General features: G+C 62.1%; 23 protein-coding genes and 1 pseudogene. 15 read left to right on the top strand and 9 right to left on the bottom strand.

Annotation, left to right across the window (positions count from 1 at the left end; genetic code table 11):
- Positions 1-28 precede the first annotated feature (28 nt).
- The 6 genes from E2H86_RS06605 to E2H86_RS06580 are packed head-to-tail and all read left to right on the top strand — an operon-like array spanning position 29 to position 5,116.
- Positions 29-1,975, top strand: a complete 1,947-nt coding sequence (locus E2H86_RS06605) for a hypothetical protein (protein WP_133325948.1) — start codon at positions 29-31, stop codon at positions 1,973-1,975.
- Positions 1,976-1,984: 9 nt separating this feature from the next.
- A complete protein-coding gene (locus E2H86_RS06600) occupies positions 1,985-2,830 on the top strand; it encodes a phage tail protein (protein ID WP_133325946.1) in 846 nt (281 codons plus the stop codon).
- A complete protein-coding gene (locus tag E2H86_RS06595; protein ID WP_133325944.1) occupies positions 2,805-3,011 on the top strand; it encodes a tail protein X in 207 nt (68 codons plus the stop codon). Before E2H86_RS06600 ends, E2H86_RS06595 begins: the two co-directional genes overlap by 26 nt.
- A 27-nt stretch (positions 3,012-3,038) precedes the next feature.
- Positions 3,039-4,055, top strand: coding sequence for a phage late control D family protein (locus E2H86_RS06590; protein ID WP_133325942.1), 1,017 nt, complete (start codon positions 3,039-3,041; stop codon positions 4,053-4,055).
- A 30-nt stretch (positions 4,056-4,085) separates the two neighbouring features.
- Positions 4,086-4,634, top strand: a complete 549-nt coding sequence (locus E2H86_RS06585; RefSeq protein ID WP_133325940.1) for a glycoside hydrolase family 19 protein — start codon at positions 4,086-4,088, stop codon at positions 4,632-4,634.
- Between the two features lie 32 nt (positions 4,635-4,666).
- Positions 4,667-5,116, top strand: coding sequence for a lysis system i-spanin subunit Rz (locus E2H86_RS06580; RefSeq protein ID WP_133326573.1), 450 nt, complete (start codon positions 4,667-4,669; stop codon positions 5,114-5,116).
- Between the two features lie 31 nt (positions 5,117-5,147).
- Here the strand turns inward: E2H86_RS06580 and E2H86_RS06575 are convergent, their stop codons facing one another.
- Positions 5,148-5,399 (bottom strand): DUF3077 domain-containing protein, encoded by a 252-nt coding sequence (locus tag E2H86_RS06575; RefSeq protein ID WP_133325938.1) that lies wholly within the window; start codon positions 5,397-5,399, stop codon positions 5,148-5,150.
- Positions 5,396-5,644, bottom strand: a complete 249-nt coding sequence (locus tag E2H86_RS06570; RefSeq protein ID WP_133325937.1) for a hypothetical protein — start codon at positions 5,642-5,644, stop codon at positions 5,396-5,398. Before E2H86_RS06570 ends, E2H86_RS06575 begins: the two co-directional genes overlap by 4 nt.
- Positions 5,645-6,385: 741 nt before the next feature.
- On the opposite strand from E2H86_RS06570, the gene E2H86_RS06565 reads away from it, so the two are divergent.
- From E2H86_RS06565 to recX, 3 genes are all read left to right on the top strand, one after another.
- Positions 6,386-6,868 carry a CinA family protein gene (locus E2H86_RS06565; protein ID WP_133325935.1) on the top strand — a complete coding sequence of 161 codons (483 nt, stop codon included), beginning with the start codon at positions 6,386-6,388 and terminating at the stop codon, positions 6,866-6,868.
- A 103-nt stretch (positions 6,869-6,971) separates the two neighbouring features.
- Complete coding sequence (gene recA, locus E2H86_RS06560) at positions 6,972-8,039, top strand: recombinase RecA (protein ID WP_133325933.1); 1,068 nt, start codon at positions 6,972-6,974, stop codon at positions 8,037-8,039.
- A 10-nt stretch (positions 8,040-8,049) separates the two neighbouring features.
- Positions 8,050-8,520, top strand: a complete 471-nt coding sequence (recX, locus tag E2H86_RS06555) for a recombination regulator RecX (RefSeq protein ID WP_133325931.1) — start codon at positions 8,050-8,052, stop codon at positions 8,518-8,520.
- A 62-nt stretch (positions 8,521-8,582) separates the two neighbouring features.
- Here the strand turns inward: recX and E2H86_RS06550 are convergent, their stop codons facing one another.
- Positions 8,583-9,701, bottom strand: a complete 1,119-nt coding sequence (locus E2H86_RS06550; protein WP_133325929.1) for a TIGR00730 family Rossman fold protein — start codon at positions 9,699-9,701, stop codon at positions 8,583-8,585.
- 279 nt (positions 9,702-9,980) lie between these two features.
- Between E2H86_RS06550 and E2H86_RS06545 the strand changes: the two genes are divergently transcribed.
- Entirely contained in the window at positions 9,981-10,184 is a 204-nt protein-coding gene (locus E2H86_RS06545) for a hypothetical protein (RefSeq protein ID WP_133325927.1), read from the top strand.
- On the opposite strand, the gene E2H86_RS06540 is transcribed toward E2H86_RS06545, so the two are convergent.
- Positions 10,185-10,604, bottom strand: a complete 420-nt coding sequence (locus tag E2H86_RS06540) for a quorum-sensing-regulated virulence factor family protein (protein ID WP_133325925.1) — start codon at positions 10,602-10,604, stop codon at positions 10,185-10,187.
- Positions 10,605-10,822: 218 nt separating this feature from the next.
- Between E2H86_RS06540 and E2H86_RS06535 the strand changes: the two genes are divergently transcribed.
- The 3 genes from E2H86_RS06535 (at position 10,823) to E2H86_RS06525 (ending at position 12,800) form a co-directional block, all read left to right on the top strand.
- The gene (locus tag E2H86_RS06535) at positions 10,823-11,533 is read left to right on the top strand and encodes a tRNA-uridine aminocarboxypropyltransferase (protein ID WP_133325923.1); all 711 of its coding nucleotides are present in this window, start codon (positions 10,823-10,825) and stop codon (positions 11,531-11,533) included.
- Positions 11,534-11,713: 180 nt separating this feature from the next.
- Entirely contained in the window at positions 11,714-12,364 is a 651-nt protein-coding gene (gene erdR / locus E2H86_RS06530) for a response regulator transcription factor ErdR (RefSeq protein WP_133325921.1), read from the top strand.
- A gap of 73 nt (positions 12,365-12,437) precedes the next feature.
- A complete protein-coding gene (locus E2H86_RS06525; RefSeq protein WP_133325919.1) occupies positions 12,438-12,800 on the top strand; it encodes a diacylglycerol kinase in 363 nt (120 codons plus the stop codon).
- On the opposite strand, the gene finR is transcribed toward E2H86_RS06525, so the two are convergent.
- Positions 12,797-13,723, bottom strand: coding sequence for a LysR family transcriptional regulator FinR (finR, locus tag E2H86_RS06520; RefSeq protein ID WP_133325917.1), 927 nt, complete (start codon positions 13,721-13,723; stop codon positions 12,797-12,799). The two genes, E2H86_RS06525 and finR, sit on opposite strands and share 4 nt — an antisense overlap.
- A 119-nt stretch (positions 13,724-13,842) precedes the next feature.
- Here finR and fpr point away from each other — a divergent pair, with 119 nt between their 5' ends.
- The gene (gene fpr, locus E2H86_RS06515) at positions 13,843-14,622 is read left to right on the top strand and encodes a ferredoxin-NADP reductase (protein ID WP_023381933.1); all 780 of its coding nucleotides are present in this window, start codon (positions 13,843-13,845) and stop codon (positions 14,620-14,622) included.
- A gap of 66 nt (positions 14,623-14,688) precedes the next feature.
- Here the strand turns inward: fpr and tsaA are convergent, their stop codons facing one another.
- The 4 genes from tsaA to E2H86_RS06495 all read right to left on the bottom strand — a co-directional run bounded on the left by tsaA (position 14,689) and on the right by E2H86_RS06495 (position 17,191).
- Positions 14,689-15,384: a tRNA (N6-threonylcarbamoyladenosine(37)-N6)-methyltransferase TrmO gene (gene tsaA / locus E2H86_RS06510; RefSeq protein WP_133325915.1), complete on the bottom strand. Its 696-nt coding sequence runs from the start codon at positions 15,382-15,384 to the stop codon at positions 14,689-14,691.
- 6 nt (positions 15,385-15,390) lie between these two features.
- Positions 15,391-15,852 (bottom strand): DUF1456 family protein, encoded by a 462-nt coding sequence (locus E2H86_RS06505; protein WP_133325913.1) that lies wholly within the window; start codon positions 15,850-15,852, stop codon positions 15,391-15,393.
- A gap of 49 nt (positions 15,853-15,901) precedes the next feature.
- On the bottom strand, positions 15,902-16,612 hold the full coding sequence (locus tag E2H86_RS06500; protein ID WP_133325911.1) for an rRNA pseudouridine synthase: 711 nt from the start codon (positions 16,610-16,612) through the stop codon (positions 15,902-15,904).
- 120 nt (positions 16,613-16,732) lie between these two features.
- The gene (locus E2H86_RS06495) at positions 16,733-17,191 is read right to left on the bottom strand and encodes a GNAT family N-acetyltransferase (protein ID WP_133325909.1); all 459 of its coding nucleotides are present in this window, start codon (positions 17,189-17,191) and stop codon (positions 16,733-16,735) included.
- A 291-nt stretch (positions 17,192-17,482) separates the two neighbouring features.
- On the opposite strand from E2H86_RS06495, the pseudogene E2H86_RS26380 reads away from it, so the two are divergent.
- A pseudogene (locus tag E2H86_RS26380) lies at positions 17,483-17,711 on the top strand (hypothetical protein); the annotation flags it as partial.

Here is a 17,711-nt window from a genome sequence, read left to right as displayed (position 1 = left end):
TGGCTCGCCCCGTGACAAGGAGGACTCCATGGCGAGCACACAGGTGTTCACCCTCGGGCTCGGCGTCACCTTCACCAATCCTCTGGGCACTGCCATCGAGCAACTGCGCCGTGATCTCGAACGACTGCGCAGGCAGGCCGACGGCACCCCGCTCGGCAGGCTCATCGGCGAAGTGGTCCGCCTGGGTCTGGAGCTGGGCAAGGTACGCCAGGTCGAACGTGAGTTGGCGTTGGATCAGCAACAGCAACATGAGGGCCAGATCGCCCGCCTGGACGATGAGGTCGGCGCCGTCGAGCGCCTGCGCCGACATTATCTGCTGCTCGACCAGGTGCTCACTGGGTTGGCGCGGTTCAAGCCGCTGCGAATCCAGTCGACGCTGGTCGTCGTCCAGCAATCGTTGTTGGTCATGCAACACGCAAACGTTGCCGCATCGGAGCAATCGCAGGAACGTCCTGTACCGGCCTCGACGGCTAAGCAGGGTAACTCGGGCGCGGTGCTCAGAGGCGCGGGGGCGGTGGCCGCGCTCGGTGGCACTGCGGTCGCTGGCGGCTATGTTGCGCGTGAGGGCATGCGTCGCCTGCCGCCGAATACCCAGCGCAGGATTGTTAGGGTGGCGCGTCAGCAATTGCGCGAAAAGGGTGCCGAGACCATCGGCAATATCGGCAAGGCGCTGATCACCGGCGAGGACGGCGAGGCAAAGGCCAAAGCTGTCGGTGGTGCGGTTGGCGAGCTCGGTGGTCGCATAGCAGGGGCGGTGCTGCCAAGGTTGTTTAAAAACAAGTGGGCTAGAAAGTACGGCGCCGATTTGCTCGGCCCAGTGGGTGAGGGACTCGGTGAACGTGTAGCGAGCATGCTGTACAACTGGGTCAGCCAGGATGCCACGGCGCAGCGGGACGATGGCGGGAAACCTGGCAGCGAGGCTGCGGATACCCCTGCCGCACCGACTCAGGGGCAACCGCAGCCACCGACCACGACGATTGGCACCACAGCCGTTGTAGCCAGCGGCCTCGTGGTAGTTTCAGGGCTTGGATCAGACAGCGCAACGAATACGCAGATGACGATCGTCAGTGCGACGAGTGCGCACTGGCAAGACAGCCGTACTGCTCTCAATGGCGTGTCGTTGCGTCCCGGTGACGAGGGACGCGACGCTGGCACTGTGGCCGATGAAGTGGACGAAGCGGCACCGCCTGGTAAGGCAAGTGACATTGCTCGGCATGGAAATGGCCAGCCGCAGGGCGCAGAGCAATCGCAAGTGGTGCAAGAACAGGCAGCCGATGCGACGTTACCGACGGCCACCGCCAGCCCTCCAACGGCGGGCACCCCACTTGTTTTTCCCGTACCTGGCAAACCGACGCTTGGCGCGAGCCTGCACCTGCCCAAGGCCGCAACGCTGCTCAAACGTGTTCCTGGACTTGCCTACCTCAGTGCCGGGCTGCAAGTAGTCGATACCTACACCAGCGACGGCACGACAGCACAGAAGCTTGAGGGATATGGCCAGCCAGCAGGAGGGCTGGGCGGGACGCTGGCCGGCGTGGCCGCAGGTGCTGCGCTCGGGTCCGTGGTGCCGGTGCTCGGCACTGTATTGGGTGGCCTGATTGGCGGCGTGTTGGGTGGCATGGTCGGGGAAACCGCAGGCAGCCAGATGGGCAGGGCCGTGGCTGCGGTCACTGGCAACGATGCTTCGGTTGCGGGCGAGGGCTCTGCAGCGCCCGCTGTGCAGCCCGTCCAGGTTACCGAACCCATCAAAAGCATCTCGCAGTCCGAGTCCGCTACGGCGACACCCGAATCGCTACCCACCCCACCACCCATCATCAACCAGCAGTTCACCTTTACCGCCAACATGCCGGTGACCTTGAACAACAACTTCGACGACCCGACCACCCTGCAGCAACTGGAAGCCATCGCCCGTCGGGTGCTGGACGACCTGATGCGCCAGGCGCGGTCGGTGCAGATGGTCGATCAACCCAACCCATGAGGAGTACCCATGACCTACCTGGAGCAGTTGCAAGGCGGCTTGCATGCACTGGTCAAGGCGGGCGAGGAGGGGCGTCGGCGTGCCGACGCCATGCTCGAACCGATGGACCAGGCGGTTGGCCATGTAAAGGAGGCGGCCGCCGAACTCGAAGCCTTGCCCTGGATCGGCCCGGAGATCGGCAAGCGTCTGCAACGCACGATGCGCGCGATCGACTCGGCCAAGCAGCGCGTGGACAACGTGATCGCCAAGTACGAGCAGACCGTCGAAACGGTGCGCAAGGTGCGTGACCGCGTCGATGCCCTTACCGAGCACCTGGGCAAGGCTGGCGCGGCGATCCGTCGGGTGATCGGTGACGCGCAGGCCGTGGCCAGCGGCGTGATGTCCGCGCTCGGCTTTGCCCCGCTGACCACACCCGCTGCCGAAGCGATCACGCCGTTCCCCCATCTGTTGGTGCTGCAGCCGCTCAAGGCCAATGCCGCGCCCTACTACTTCAACCTCGACACCGCTGCCTTCGACCAATTGCGCCGGCAAACGCGTTTTCGATGGGCCGCTCAGGAACGCCTGAGCCGAGAAAACGCCCAGCAGGCGGTAAGCCTGGGCGAAGAAACCATCAGCATCCGTGGGGCCATTTTCCCCGGCTTCAGAGGTGGCCTCGGTCAGTTGCAAACCCTGCGTGACATCGGTCGCCAGTTGCTGCCGCTGTCGTTGACCACAGGCTATGGCGAAGTACTCGGCAACTGGTGCCTGACCAGTATCGAGGAGGATCAGGGCCTGCTGCTGGCGGGTGGCATCCCGCGTAAACAAGGCTTCTCACTGGAGTTCGTCAGCTATGGCCAAGACCTGCAGAACCTCTGAGGGCGATGTCCTCGACACCCTTTGCCAGCATTACTACGGCCATCTCAACGGCACCGTCGAGGCGGTGCTCGAAGCCAACCAGGGCCTGGCGGACGAGGCACAACCGTTTCGCAGCGGTGTGTTGATTCGCTTGCCCGAGGTCAACGTGCCGGGCACGGCCACCGTCCAGTTGTGGGACTGATGGCGCAACCCCAACGGAGTCATGCCCATGCAACCGCAATTTCGCATCGTTGCCGACGGCAACGACATCACCACCCAGATCAATGACCGCCTGCTGCTCTTGCGCACCACCGACAAACCCGGCATGGAGTCCGATGACTTCGAGCTGCGCATCGATGCCCGCGACGCAGTTGTGGCCCTGCCAGCCCGGGGTGCATCGATCGAGGTGCACCTGGGCTATGTCGGCCAGCCCCTGGCGCGTTTGGGGCGCTTCACGGTGGACGAGGTGGAGCTGTCCGGTCCACCGGACACCCTGGTAATCCGCGGCAAGGCCAGCGACCTGCGTGGCAGTGGCCGGACCATCCGCAGCGGTAGCTGGGAGGCCGTGACCCTGCAGCGCATCGTCGCCGAGATCGGCGCGCGCAATGGTTGGCAGGCGATCTGCCCGGTGCTCACCCAGGTGGCTAGGGTCGATCAGTACAACGAATCGGACTTCAACTTCATCACCCGCCTGGCCCGCCAGTACGACTGCACCGCCAAGCTGGGCAACGGCCAGTTGCTGGTGCTGCCACGCCAGGCGGGGCAGAGCGCTACTGGCAAGCCCTTGGGCATGGTCAGGCTGACTCGCGCCGAAGTAAGCCAATGGCAGTTCCGCCTGGATGACAAGGCTGCGCGAGCCATCGTACGCACCCGCTACCAGGATCTCGCCACTGGCGAACAGAAGGTAGTGGAACTGACTAACGGGGAAGCGGCTAACGGTCAGCGTCCAGTGCACACCGACCGCCACCTGTACCCCGACCGCAGCGCTGCCGAACAGGCTGCCAGGGCGCGTCTGGCCGGTTTTAACCGCGACACCGCCAGCGTGCGTCTGGACCTGCCAGGGCGCAACGACCTGTTCGCCGAGCGCAGCATTGACCTGGAAGGCTTTGCCACTGGGCTCGGCGGCCAATACCTGATCGACTCGGTGGAACAGGTTTTCACCGCGTCCGGTTGGCGCACCACCGTGCAGTGCAACGGCGGCAAGGCGGGCAAGGTGCAAGCCAAAGGCAGCGTCAGGCAACGCTGACCGATGACTCATTGGAAGAGGTAAACAAGGATGCTCAGCGAATCACAACTGGTGCAGATACTGCCCAACGCCCGCCGTGTCGCGGGCGATTTCCTACCGGCGCTCAACGCCTGCATGCCGCGCTGGGAAATCGACAACCCCAGGCGCGTGGCGGCTTTTATAGCCCAGGTCGGTCATGAATCCGGCCAATTGCGTTATGTGCGCGAACTGGGCAACGATCGATACCTGGCGCGTTACGACACGGGCAGCCTGGCGCTGCGCCTGGGCAACACGCCCCAGGCCGACGGTGATGGCCAGCGTTACCGGGGGCGCGGGCTGATTCAGGTCACCGGATACAACAACTACCAAGCTTGCAGCCGCGCCCTGTTTGGCGACGAACGTCTATTGGAGCAGCCGCAGCTGCTCGAGCAACCGCGCTGGGCGTGCGAATCGGCAGCCTGGTTCTGGCAATCGCGGGGCCTCAATGCGCTCGCCGACCAAGGCGAGTTCAACCGCATTACCCGGCTCATCAATGGCGGGCTCAATGGCTTGGAGGATCGCCTCAAACTGTGGGCCAGAGCGCGGGAGGTACTGTGCTGAGCCGTGTGCAGTTGGCTGTATGTGGGCTGCTGATGCTGGCGAGTGCGGCGCTCGGCTGGCAAACCCAGGGCTGGCGCTGCGCTCGTTCGCTGGCGGAACAGGACGCGGCACAGGCCCAGGCTCTGGTAGCGCAGTTGGAGGGTGAACGCGCGCAACGTCAAGGCCTGGAGCAGCGTCTGCGTGACAGCGAAAGCCGGTTTTTCAAGGAGTTGAACGATGCGCAACAGTCTCAAGCACGCCTGCGTGATCGCTTGGCTACTGCCGATGTGCGCTTGTCGGCCCTGGTCGAGCGCGATGACGCCTGCGCCTCTATGCCTGCCGCCGTCGGCACCGGCGGCATGGATCATGGCGCCGTACGCGCCCGACTTGAGCCGGCGCATGCTGGACGAATTATCGCCATTACCGATGAAGGCGACCGGGGATTGATGGCGTTGCGGGGGTGTCAGGATTATGTTCGCGAGGTGTTGCGGGGAGGGCCATAGCTATGGGAGCGGCATCGAGCCGCTCCCAGGATCAATTACCGCAATTGAAGCCTACCTCCATGTCATTGATCAGTGCCTTGGCCATGGCGCTGAGGATGCGCGCTGCACTGCCGGCGATCAGATTGCTTTCCATTTCGGCTTCCTCGGTCAGGTGCTCGATGCAGCCGAGCAGGGCGGAGAGTTCGGAGAAGGCATGATCGAGGGGAATTCCCGGGCGGATGGCGTATAGCTCGGAGAAGTTGGTCTGGCCTGCGGTGGTGCGGGAGCCGAGCGTGGTTTTCATTGCGCACGCTCCAGGTTTTGCAGGTGGGTGAGTACCGCTGCCAACAGGTCGGTGCGCATCGCTAGTTCGTCGAGGGCGGACGTGGCGGCTTCATCGGTTTCGGCATTCAGGTAGTCGTTGCTGGTTTTGGTGAGGCTTTTCATGAGCTTGGTTGCGTAGAGCAGGGCTTTTTCGCGGGGGAGGTAGGGTGGAAATGTGTAGCGGGGGGAATTGAGGTCAGTGGGGGGAGGGATGATTTTTTTCATGGTGATCGTCCGCGGGGTTGGTCCAAAAAACCGCCACCAAGCACTTCTCACGGTTTGGGTGGCAGCCGTACGCGAGGTGAGAAGTCCGCGCCCCGAGTTCGCGGCTAGACCGAAGTCTGCACGCGCACGGCTACCATGACAGAAAGCCACAGCAGTAAGGGGCAACGTCGGCTTCTCACAGCCGCTCGCCATATGGGCGAACCGTGACCTTATCCCTGGGGTACTTCCCCGCCTATCAGATGACATCCGACACAGGGCGTAGGATAGTTCGATATGGTTGTGCCACTGAAGTATTGGGATCCAGGTTCGGAATCTTCTTACGGAGCGGCGGTGGTTCAGGGTGTGCGCTTGAGAAATGTAGCGCTGCCGAAATCGAGCGCCGCCCGCGCGGCGCTTCGCGGGACAAGCCCGCTCCCACAGTTTGTTGCAACGAACCTATGTCTGTCAGGCCGGGGTTGTTCGCCTTTGGCGGCACCACCGAATATCGTGGTGAGCCCTGCGCCAACACAAATATCGCGCCGGGCCCACCAGGCTGACAACCATGACCTATCAGACATAGGTTCGTTGCAACAAACTGTGGGAGCGGGCTTGTCCCGCGAAGCGCCGCGCGGGCGGCGCTCGATTTCAGTGGCGCTGCACCTCTCAAGTGCACACCTCGCGAACCACAGTTCGGGCGCCGCTACATTTCTCAATCGCACACCCCAAATGCTACCGTACCCCATCCCCCCAAGGACTCCACCCATGGACCCGATCACCGTTCTCGCCACCCGCCTGGGCGAACATCTGCAACGCCTCAACGCCCATGTCACCACCGCCGAATCCTGCACCGGCGGCGGCATCGCCGAGGCCATCACCCGTGTGCCGGGCAGCTCGGCCTGGTTCGAGGCCGGTTACATCACCTACTCCAACAGCCAGAAAACCCGCCAACTGAACGTCCCCGAGACCCTGTTCGGCCAAGTCGGCGCAGTCAGCCAGGAAGTGGTCGAGGCCATGGCCCGTGGCGCCCAGGCCGCCAGCGGCGCACGCTTTGCCGTTGCGGTGAGCGGCGTGGCCGGGCCTGACGGCGGATCGCCCGACAAGCCAGTGGGCACCGTATGGCTGGCTTGGGCCGATGGCGACCATGTCAGCAGCGAACGCCGGCACTTCGACGGCGACCGCGAAGCAGTGCGTCGACAGACGGTAATCGCCGCGTTAGACGGCTTGTTACAGCTCGGTGCCGAGTAAATCGACGACAGGGGTTTGCCTCGGCGCTCGCCTGTGGAATAATACTGGCTACTTATACAGGTATTCCGGCCGTCAGGGCCAAGTCGAACACGTGAGGATTTCAATGGACGACAACAAGAAGCGCGCCTTGGCTGCGGCCCTGGGTCAGATCGAACGCCAATTCGGCAAGGGCGCGGTCATGCGCATGGGCGACCACGAGCGTTCGGCCATCCCGGCCATTTCCACCGGCTCGCTGGGCCTGGACATCGCCCTTGGCATCGGCGGCCTGCCAAAAGGCCGTATCGTCGAGATCTACGGCCCGGAATCGTCGGGTAAAACCACGCTGACGCTGTCGGTCATCGCCGAAGCCCAGAAAAACGGCGCCACCTGTGCCTTCGTCGACGCCGAGCACGCCCTCGATCCGGAGTACGCTGGCAAGCTGGGCGTCAACGTCGACGACCTGCTGGTCTCGCAGCCGGACACCGGTGAACAGGCTCTGGAAATCACCGACATGCTGGTGCGCTCCAACGCCGTTGACGTGATCATCGTCGACTCCGTGGCTGCCCTGGTACCCAAGGCCGAGATCGAAGGTGAGATGGGCGACATGCATGTGGGTCTGCAGGCTCGTCTGATGTCCCAGGCGCTGCGCAAGATCACCGGTAACATCAAGAACGCCAACTGCCTGGTCATCTTCATCAACCAGATCCGTATGAAGATCGGCGTCATGTTCGGTAGCCCGGAGACTACCACCGGTGGTAACGCCCTGAAGTTCTACGCTTCGGTGCGTCTGGACATCCGCCGTACTGGCGCGGTCAAGGAAGGCGACGAGGTGGTCGGTAGCGAAACCCGCGTCAAGATCGTCAAGAACAAGGTCTCGCCGCCGTTCCGTCAGGCCGAGTTCCAGATCCTTTACGGTAAAGGTATCTACCGCAACGGTGAAATCATCGACCTGGGCGTTGCCCAAGGGCTGGTGGAAAAATCCGGTGCCTGGTACAGCTACCAAGGCAACAAGATCGGCCAGGGCAAGGCGAACGCTGCCAAGTACCTGCAAGAGAACCCGGCCATCGGCAACGAAATCGAGAAGCAGATCCGCGACAAGCTGCTCAATTCGGGTGCCGTTGCCGCTGCTGGCAAGGCTGCCGTCGCCGATGCCAACGCTGACGATGTAGCCGACGCCGACGCTGGCTACTAATTAGACGCGTATGTCCGTCGTACTCGACAATCCCGTCGCGGTCCGCCGGGCAGCCATGGACCTCCTCGCGCGCCGCGAGCATGGTCGAGTCGAGCTGACGCGCAAGTTGCGTCAGCGCGGCGCATCCGATGAGCTGATCGAGCCTGCGCTCGATCGGCTTGCCGAAGAAGGGCTGCTCAGTGAAGCCCGCTATCTCGAAAGCTTCATCCGTTACCGCTCCAATTCCGGCTACGGCCCTGCCCGTATCCGCGAGGAATTGGGCCAGCGTGGCCTCAACCGTGGCGACGTCGACCAGGCACTGCGTGAAAGCGAAGTGGACTGGGCAGCGCTACTCAGGGACACGTGGCAACGCAAGTTCGCCGGGCAGCGCCCTCATGATCCTCGTAGTCGCGCCCAGCAGACGCGGTTTCTTGCCTACCGTGGCTTTCCCATGGACATGATCGGCCGTCTGCTCAACGGGCGAGATCTGGACGATTACTGAGATGGCCTCATCGCCGGTTTGCCGGCGATGAGGTCGTTTGTCTTGATGGAGCCCTGAGTCCTTTAGCTGGCTTTCAACGCTTCCCGCGCACGCTGTGTGGTATGCATAGGTTGTGGCTTGGCCCAGTTTTCCGGCAAGTTGATGAAGTCCACCAGTTCGCGCAGCCTGCCTTGGTCACGACCATTGAAAGCGAAGGTCAGCCTCGTCAAGTGACTGAAATCACCGACCTCGTGTTCAAAACCACCGTCCCCTTGCTGATGATACTTGCCACTCAGGCGCAGGTCGGCGAAGCCTTCCTGGATGTCGTATAGCGCTGCTTCGCTCAGTGCATGGTGCATGCGGATCACGAACTGATTCTTCAGCCAGCGACTGGAGTGATAGTTGCTGTAGAACTGATTGATTTCCTCCACCGCTTCGTCGGCACTGTGTACCAGGCGCACCAGCTTGAGGTCGGTGGGCAGAATATAGCGATTCTCTTCCAACTGGCGGGTAATAAAATCCAGGCAATCGCGCCAGAACGATCCTCCGGGCGAGTCGAGCAATACCACCGGCACCAGGGGGCTCTTGCCGGTCTGGATCAGTGTCAGTACTTCCAGGGCTTCATCGAGTGTGCCGAAACCGCCCGGGCACAGCACCAGCGCATCGGCTTCCTTGACGAAAAACAGCTTGCGAATGAAGAAGAAGTGGAAGGACAGCAGCTTGTCGGTGCCGTCCACCGTGGCATTGGCGTGTTGCTCGAAGGGCAGGGTGATGTTGAAACCCAGACTATGGTCGCTGCCAGCCCCTTCGTGGGCCGCCGCCATGATCCCGCCGCCGCCGCCCGTAATGACCATCAGATCGGAGCGAGCCAGGGTTGCGCCGAGTTCGCGGGCCAGAGCGTACATGGGATGCTCCAGTGGCGTGCGTGCCGAGCCGAACACGGTAACCTTGCGACGGCCCTTGTAGCGCTGCAGGGTACGGAAGGAATGGTCGAGTTCACGCAGGGCCTGCAGGGTGATCTTTGCGCTCCAGCGGTCGCTGTCGTCATGGGCCATGCGCAGGATGGTCAGTATCATGTCGCGGTACAGGGGCAGGTTCGGGCTGTTGGAAGCCACCTGCTGGAGTTGTTCGTCGATGTGGTGCAGGTCGATGCCGTTTTCTGTGAAGTAACTGGACAGGCGTTCATTTGGTAGGTAAGGCATTCAACGTCTCCTTCTGCAGCAAAACCTCTTGGACACTTCGTGTGTCACGGGCTGCCGTGGCTCGAGCATGCCACCCGAGCATTGCAGTGGGCCTGCAAGGCCGTGCTGCAGGTCGCAAAAGTCCATCTCGTTTTTCTTGGGCGTTCGCTATCAATCTAGACCCTCGGCCCTGATCGTGCCGAAGCGGATTGACCGTGGCCACTCGTCGGCACATGGCCACAGGGCCCAGGGCTTTGGTTAACTGAGATGGCGAAGGTGCTGAAGACGGGGAGGTGGCCTATGCATCGCTTGGTCATCGAGGTAGACCGGCAGCTGTATCAGCAGCTGGAACATGCAGCTCAGGTACATCATGTGAGTCTGGAGGCCGAGTGTCGGCGCAGGTTGGGGCTGCTTGAATGCCAGTCTCGCTACCTGCAGGCGATGCTGGCGGAGATGCGCGCCGATGAGGATTCGCGGCGCGCCCATGAGGATCAGCCGAGCTAGTTACTTTCTCTTGTTGCCGGCCGTGCAACTGGCTGCATCGAAAGCTTGGTCCATGACCGGCTGGTTGGTCTTGTAGACGCTGAAGCGATAGACCATGACTGCGCCCTTGGACATCAGGTTACGGTAACCATTGTTGCGGCATACGCTGTCGCCCAGCTGGCTACGCACCTGCTCAGGGTTCGCCTGCATGCGCTCGGCGTGCTCGGCACGTACGCTCAGGTGATTGACCAGCGCCTTGCCCTCGACCGTGTAGCCTTGGTCGAGGATGTCTTCGTTGATGGCACGCGGCGTGCCGACGCTGCTCTCCTTGGCGACCTTCTGCAGCATTTTGTTGAGGTCGTAATCCTGCTTGGAGGCGGCCTGGGCTGCCAGCGGCAGGGCCAGCAGCAGGCTCAGGGTCGGGACGATAAGACGCAGCATGAATCTCTCCTGGTTCGTTGACTGGCGCTTTGACATGCGCCGGCAGGCGGCGTTCCATGAAACCCTGCTGGCGCGGGGATGTGTTGGCCGGCAAAGGGCGGATTATAAGGGCGCAGGGGAGCCCTTGCACGGGCAAAACATGGTCATTCTGATAGACTGGCGCTCTGTCTACTCCGAGTTACCGCAGTGTTCATTTCCTCCTTCAAAGGCTCGCCAGCATGAGCCACGCCGTAGCGCGGCTGCGCGCCGAGCGCCTGGCCCGCAGCATCAAACCCTTCATCGCCCGCGGCTCGCGTGCTGTCCGTTGCCCGGATTGCCGGGTCATCGCCAGCCATTGCCTGTGCAAATGGAAGCCCAAGGTACAGGCCGATTCGGGTGTGTGCCTGCTGATGCATGACACCGAGCCATTGAAACCGACCAACACCGGCTGGCTGATCGCCGACCTGGTCGAGGACACCTCGGCGTTCGGCTGGCTGCGCACCTCGGTCGACGGACAGTTGCTGGCCCTGCTCGAACAGCCCCAATGGCAGCCCTATATCGTGTTTCCTGGCGAGTTCGTAGCCCAGGAGCGCGTGGTGACCGAGGTGGTGCGTGAACCGGGCAAGCGGCCGTTGTTCATTCTGCTCGACGCGACCTGGACCGAAGCGCGCAAGATGTTTCGCAAGAGTCCGTACCTGGACCGCTTCCCGGTGCTGAGTCTGGAAGCCGAGCAGATGTCGCGCTATCGCTTGCGCCGTTCCAAACGCGATGATCACTTCTGCACTGCCGAGGTCGCGGCGATGTGCCTGGAACTGGCCGGCGATGCGCGCGCCTCCCAGGCGCTGGACGCCTACCTGGATGTGTTCAGCCTGCATTACCTGAGTGCCAAACGGCACCTGCCGCTGGATGAGCAGGACGCGGCCCACCAGCGTTTGCATACCTTCCTATAGTCCAAGGGGCAGATGCCCCAGACTGGTTCATAATGTCGGGGCTGGCGGCCAGGGTGGCGGGTTCGGCGGGGCGTTTGGCTTGACCATCGCCAGCCGCGCTCGGCATCCTTGGTGCCGATTCCCCGCCAGGCGCCTGACCTACCCCGCCCGCGCCTGGCACAGAACAGGATCCATAGATCGATGGCCACATACGAAATCCTGATTGCCGACGACCACCCGTTGTTTCGTAGCGCATTGCGCCAGGCCGTTACCCTCGGCCTGGGCGCGGATGTACGACTGGTTGAAGTGGCGAGCATCGCCGAACTGGAAACCCGTCTGAGTGAAAAATCCGATTGGGACCTGGTCCTGCTGGATCTCAACATGCCGGGAGCCTATGGCTTCTCCGGGTTGGTCCTGTTGCGCGGACAATATCCGCAGATCCCGGTGGTGATGGTTTCGGCCCAGGAAGAAGCGGCCGTGGTGGTCAAGTCGCGTGAGTTTGGTGCCAGCGGCTTCATCCCCAAATCCAGCGGCCTCGAAGTGATACAGGATGCGGTGAGAAAAGTGCTCGATGGCGAAGTCTGGTGGCCACCCCAGGCGTTCGAAAAAGTCGATGTCTCGGCCGAGGCCAAGGCCGCCAGCGAAGGTCTGGCCAGCCTTACCCCGCAGCAGTTCCGCGTGTTGACCATGGTCTGTGAAGGGTTGCTGAACAAGCAGATCGCCTACGAGCTGAATGTCTCCGAAGCGACCATCAAGGCCCACGTGACGGCGATCTTCCGCAAATTGGGTGTGCGTACTCGAACCCAGGCGGCGCTGCTGTTGCAACAACTGGAATCGGTTGCCAGCAACTAAGTCGCTGCCAGTTCACGCTTTTTTGACCCCAGCCCAACTAGGCTGCGGGCCTTTTATCGGTGAAGGGACGCATATGTCGCCATTCAAGGGCAAGACGGGCCTCAAGCGCATTCTCAACGCGGCCGGCTATTCGCTGGACGGTCTGCGCGCGGCCTACAAAGGGGAGGCGGCGTTTCGCCAGCTGGTATTGCTCAACGTGGTGCTGATTCCCTTGGCGTTCTGGCTGTCGGTGAGCCGTGCCGAGCGAGCCATCATGATCGCGGTGTGCTTGTTGGGCCTGATCGTGGAGCTGTTCAATTCGGCAGTGGAGGCGGCTATCGATCGCATCTCGCTGGAGCGTCATCCCTTGTCGAAAAATGCCAAGGACATGGGCAGCGCCGCGCAGTTCGTAGCGTTGACCATGGTCGCCCTGGTCTGGGCGGTGATCCTGCTCTAAGCGATCGGCGGCAGCACGATTTCGTCACTGCGGGTAAAGCCCGCAGTGAAGTTGCGGCAGAGCTCGAGAAACTCGCGCATTGCCGAGGTTTGGTACTTCTGTTTATGCCAGATGAAATAGAACTGGCGCATCAGGTCCAGTTCCGGGGTTTCGACCGGCACCAGACTGCCGCGGCGGAACGCATCGCGCAGGGCCAGGCGCGAAATGCAGCCAATGCCCAGACCGGACTCCACCGCACGCTTGATGGCCTCGGTGTGTTCCAGTTCCAGGCGGATATTCAGGTTGGCGCGGTGATGGCGCATGGCTTGGTCGAAGGTCAGCCGCGTGCCTGAACCCTGTTCACGCAGGATCCACGCTTCATGCGACAAGGTTTCGACATCGGCGCGGCCAATTGTGGCCAATGGGTGCTGCGGCGCGCAGAACACCACCAGTTCGTCTTCGACCCAAGGCTGCACTTCGAGGTCGGGGTGGTTGCAATCGCCTTCGATCAGACCCAGGTCAATTTCATAGTGGGCCACCTGTTGCACGATATGCGCCGTGTTCTGCACATGCAGCTTCACCTGGCTTTCCGGGTGCACCTGCATGAAGCTGCCGATCAGCAGGGTGGCTAGGTAGTTGCCGATGGTCAGGGTCGCGCCGACCGCCAGCGAGCCGAAACCGGACTTGCCGTTGAGCAGGTCTTCGATTTCCTTGGCCTGGTCGAGCAGCGCCACGGCCTGGGGCAGCAGTTGATGGCCCAGGGCGTTGAGCGCCAGGCGTTTGCCGGCGCGGTCGAACAGCTGGCAGCTCGATTGGCGCTCGAGTTCGGTGATCGAGGTGCTGGCGGCCGATTGTGAGAGCGCCAACACGCTGGCAGCGCGCGACACGCTCTGGTGCTGGGCGACGGCGACGAAAACCTGCAGTTGACGGAGAGTGAATCGCATATCGATATAACCGATAACACATATCTTGATAATTCAGTTAACAGATATTGTCGCTGCCCCTAAACTATCGCGCAACTGCGCGTCTCGCGCGCTGCGTTTTTCTTCAGGAGCCCCCCTAGATGAGCAACATGAACCACGAACGTGTCCTCAGTGTGCACCACTGGAACGACACCCTGTTCAGCTTCAAGTGCACCCGCGATCCGGGCCTGCGCTTCGAGAACGGTCAGTTCGTGATGATCGGCCTGCAACAAGACAACGGCCGTCCGCTCATGCGCGCCTACTCCATCGCTTCGCCGAACTGGGAAGAGCACCTGGAGTTCTTCAGCATCAAGGTCCCGGACGGCCCGCTGACCTCTCAGCTGCAGCACCTGAAGGAAGGCGATGAGATCATCATCAGCAAAAAGCCGACCGGTACCCTGGTACTGGACGATCTGAACCCAGGCAAGCACCTGTACCTGTTGAGCACCGGTACCGGTCTGGCGCCGTTCATGAGCGTCATCCAGGACCCGGAAACCTACGAGCGTTTCGAGAAGGTCATCCTGGTCCACGGCGTGCGCTACGTGAACGAAGTGGCCTACCGCGAGTTCATTACCGAGCACCTGCCGCAGAACGAGTTCTTCGGCGAGGCGGTACGCGACAAGCTGATCTACTACCCGACCGTGACCCGTGAGCCGTTCGAGAACCAGGGTCGTCTGACCGACCTGATGCGCAGCGGTAAGCTGTTCAGCGACATCGGCCTGCCACCGATCAACCCCCAGGACGACCGCGCCATGATCTGCGGCAGCCCGAGCATGCTCGATGAAACCAGCGAAGTGCTGGACAGCTTTGGCTTGAAGATCTCTCCGCGCATGCGTGAGCCAGGTGACTACCTGATCGAGCGCGCTTTCGTCGAGAAGTAAGACGAACGCCGTGACGAAAAAACGCAGACCTTGGTCTGCGTTTTTTATGCTCATCGACTTCTGCTTTCAGCGTTCGCGGACCACTTCCAGTATGCGGATCAAATCCGCCTGCGGATAATGCCACCTGACCTGCACATCCCAGAACTTCACGCCATACACCCGCTCTGGCGACGGCACCTGATAAGCCGGTCGCGGGTCCTGGGCCAGGCACTGCTCGATCAGCTCTACCAGCGGTTCAGACAGGCGCAAGGCATGTGCGCGAGCCTGGGGCAGGGCATTGTCGTGCCACTGCACGGCAATCGACGGCGGGGCTTCGCTGGCCATCTGGTTGCGCGCATCGCCGACGCTGTCGGCATAGGGCACGTAGGGCTTGATGTCGAGGACTGGGGTGCCATCGAGCAGGTCGATGCCCGAGAGCAGCAGGCGTCCGGGTTCGACACCTTCCAGGCGTACCACCGACTGGCCGATACCGTTGGGGCGGTGGGTAGCGCGGGTGGCGAACACACCCATGGTTTTGTTGCCACCCAGCCGTGGCGGGCGCACCTTGAGCCTGGGTTTATCCTCCAGGGCCTGGTGGAACAGGAACAGAATCCAGATGTGGCTGACCTGCTCGAGACCGGCGACCGCGTCGCCCTGGTCGAAAGGCGGTATCAGTTCCACTACCCCGCGGGCCGCAGGCGCCAGGTGCGGCTGGCGTGGAATGGCGAACTTCTCCTTGAAGCAGGAGCGCACGATGCCGACCGCTGAAACCGAATGCTGCATGCTCGTTCAGCCACGCACGCGCAGGGTCAGGCCCTTGAGGAAGTTGCGCAGCAACTGATCGCCGCAGGGGCGGTAGTTGTCATGCCCAGCTTTGCGGAACAGGGCACTGAGCTCTGGCTTGGACACAGGAAAGTTCACTGACTTCAGGATCGCATGGAGGTCGTCTTCCTTGAGCTCGAAGGCGACTCGCAGCTTCTTGAGTATGGTGTTGTTGGTCACCGGCAGCTCGACTGGCTGCGGCGCACGGCTGTCATCCTTGCCGCGGCGATGGATCACCAGGCCGTCGAGAAAGTGCGCCATGACCCGTTCCGGGCAGCGCACGAAGCCTGCCTCGTCTTCCTTCTTCAGGTAGGTGGCGAGAACCACCGGATTAACCTCGAGGCCGGACAGCGCGATGATCTCGGCCATCTTGGCGTCGTTCACCTTGAGCATGTAGCGCAGGCTGCGCAGGACATCGTTGTGGTTCATGTGACTCGGATCCTGTTCAGAGCCGCGCCTCCAGGCACGGCGGCATTGCTTAGAAACGTTCGGTGCTGGCGACGTAGCGCCACTGACCCATCGGCAGTTTGCCCATGGGCACGCCACCCAGACGAATGCGGCGCATGCCAACGACCTCCAGGCGCAGATAGGCGCACAGTTCGGCGATCTGACCGGGCTGTGGGTTCTTCAAGGCCACGCGCAGGTGGGTCTCGTTCTGCCAGCTGGCCTTGGCCTTGGGCAACTCCCGATCATTGCGCGTAGCCCCGCGGGCCAAGCGCTCGAGAGCCTGAGGGGTCGTTTGACCGCGCACTTCGATGATGTATTCCTGCTCCATGCGCCGCATGTCAGCGTCGAGCTTGCGGCTGACCCGCCAGTCCTGAGTGAACAACTGCAGGCCGCTGGCGCCGCGCTCCAGCGGTGCCACGCAGGTGAGCCGGGAGAAGTGTCCGTGCAACGGGCGCACACCTTCGCGGTGGGCCTCGCTGAGGTTGGTCATGTTCAGGCTGGCGCGCGCAGTTTCGCTGTCCACGCCCGCTGCCTGGTGCAGGAGCAGGGTCACTGGTTCCAGGGCTTCGGCGCGGGCGCCAGGCAGCAACTCGATACGCTGGGTATCGACCTTGAACTGCGGTTGCTCGACCACCACGCCATCGACTGTGACCCAACCGCCTTCGATATACAGCTCGGCTTCGCGGCGTGAGCAGCCGAGTTGCTCGATAAGGCGTTTGGACAAGCGCACCGGTTCGGACATGACAGCGATTCACAAGACAGGAAGAGACCTGCATTGTACCTGTCTGCTCACACAAGGTGACGGGAATCGATGGCAATTACGCCATTTGCAAGATATTGCACGGCATCGCCCACGCCGGTCCTAGGCGTAGGTACGCCTTCGACGCATGTGCAGCAATGGGTACGGCTGACCCAGACCGTCGGTCTCCGAGCGCCCCACCACCTCGAACCCCTCATGCAGGTAGAACCCGAGAGCCTGGGCATTCTGCTCGTTGACGTCCAAGCGTTCAGCATTGAGCTCGGTCACGGCGTAGCGCAGCAGTCGTTTGCCCACGCCTTGCCCACGGTATTGCGGTGCGACGAAAAGCATGGCGACCTGGCCGTTGGCGACTCCGGCGAAGCCGCAGATACGTTGGTGGGCATCCTTGCAGCAGATCAACATCACGGCATTCAGGTAGCGGCGCAGGACCTGCTCGCGCAGCAGCACGATGTAGTACTCGGGCAGAAAATCGTGTGTTGCGCGCACCGAGGCCTCCCACACTTCCACCAGTTCGGGAAAGTCGCCTGGGTGCGGGGTTTGCAACGTCAGTAGTGCGTGCATGCGGAACTTCCTCCAATGCCATAAAGCAAACATAGATGTAAAAGTCCGCACCGCCAGGGCGATGCCGCAGGTGCTTGTCGCTGACATCGATCGCTTCAATGAGAACGCGTCCCTCCTTCTGCAGTATTCCGGGTGTGACCGCTGGTCGTCTCCCGCATGCGCCGCTTGAACACCCGATGAAGGAGGTCTATTACTAAAGCGTGGGAAAAATTCCCACACAATAAAAAGTAAAAGCCTACGAACGACTACGTGATTTGGCGTCCCATCGCGGTGATGACCAGGAGACGGAAAATGCAGATTCATTGGCTGTTCAAGCGGGCTCTATTGGCGGTAGCCGTTGCTGGCGTACTGTCGACCGCCATGGTTTTGGTTCCTGACTCGATTTCAAGCGGTTCCAGCGCCTTTGCCAAAGATGGCGGCGGCGGCGGTGGCCACGGTGGCGGCGGCGGTGGTGGTCATGGCGGCGGCGGTGGTGGTGGCCACGGCGGTGGCGGCGGTGGCGGTGGCCACGGCGGCGGCG

The organism is Pseudomonas putida (assembly GCF_004357765.1).
GTDB classification, from domain to species: domain Bacteria; phylum Pseudomonadota; class Gammaproteobacteria; order Pseudomonadales; family Pseudomonadaceae; genus Aquipseudomonas; species Aquipseudomonas putida_U.
Note: the sequence above shows the minus strand (reverse complement) of the source record. Positions and strands in the feature narration are given on the sequence as shown.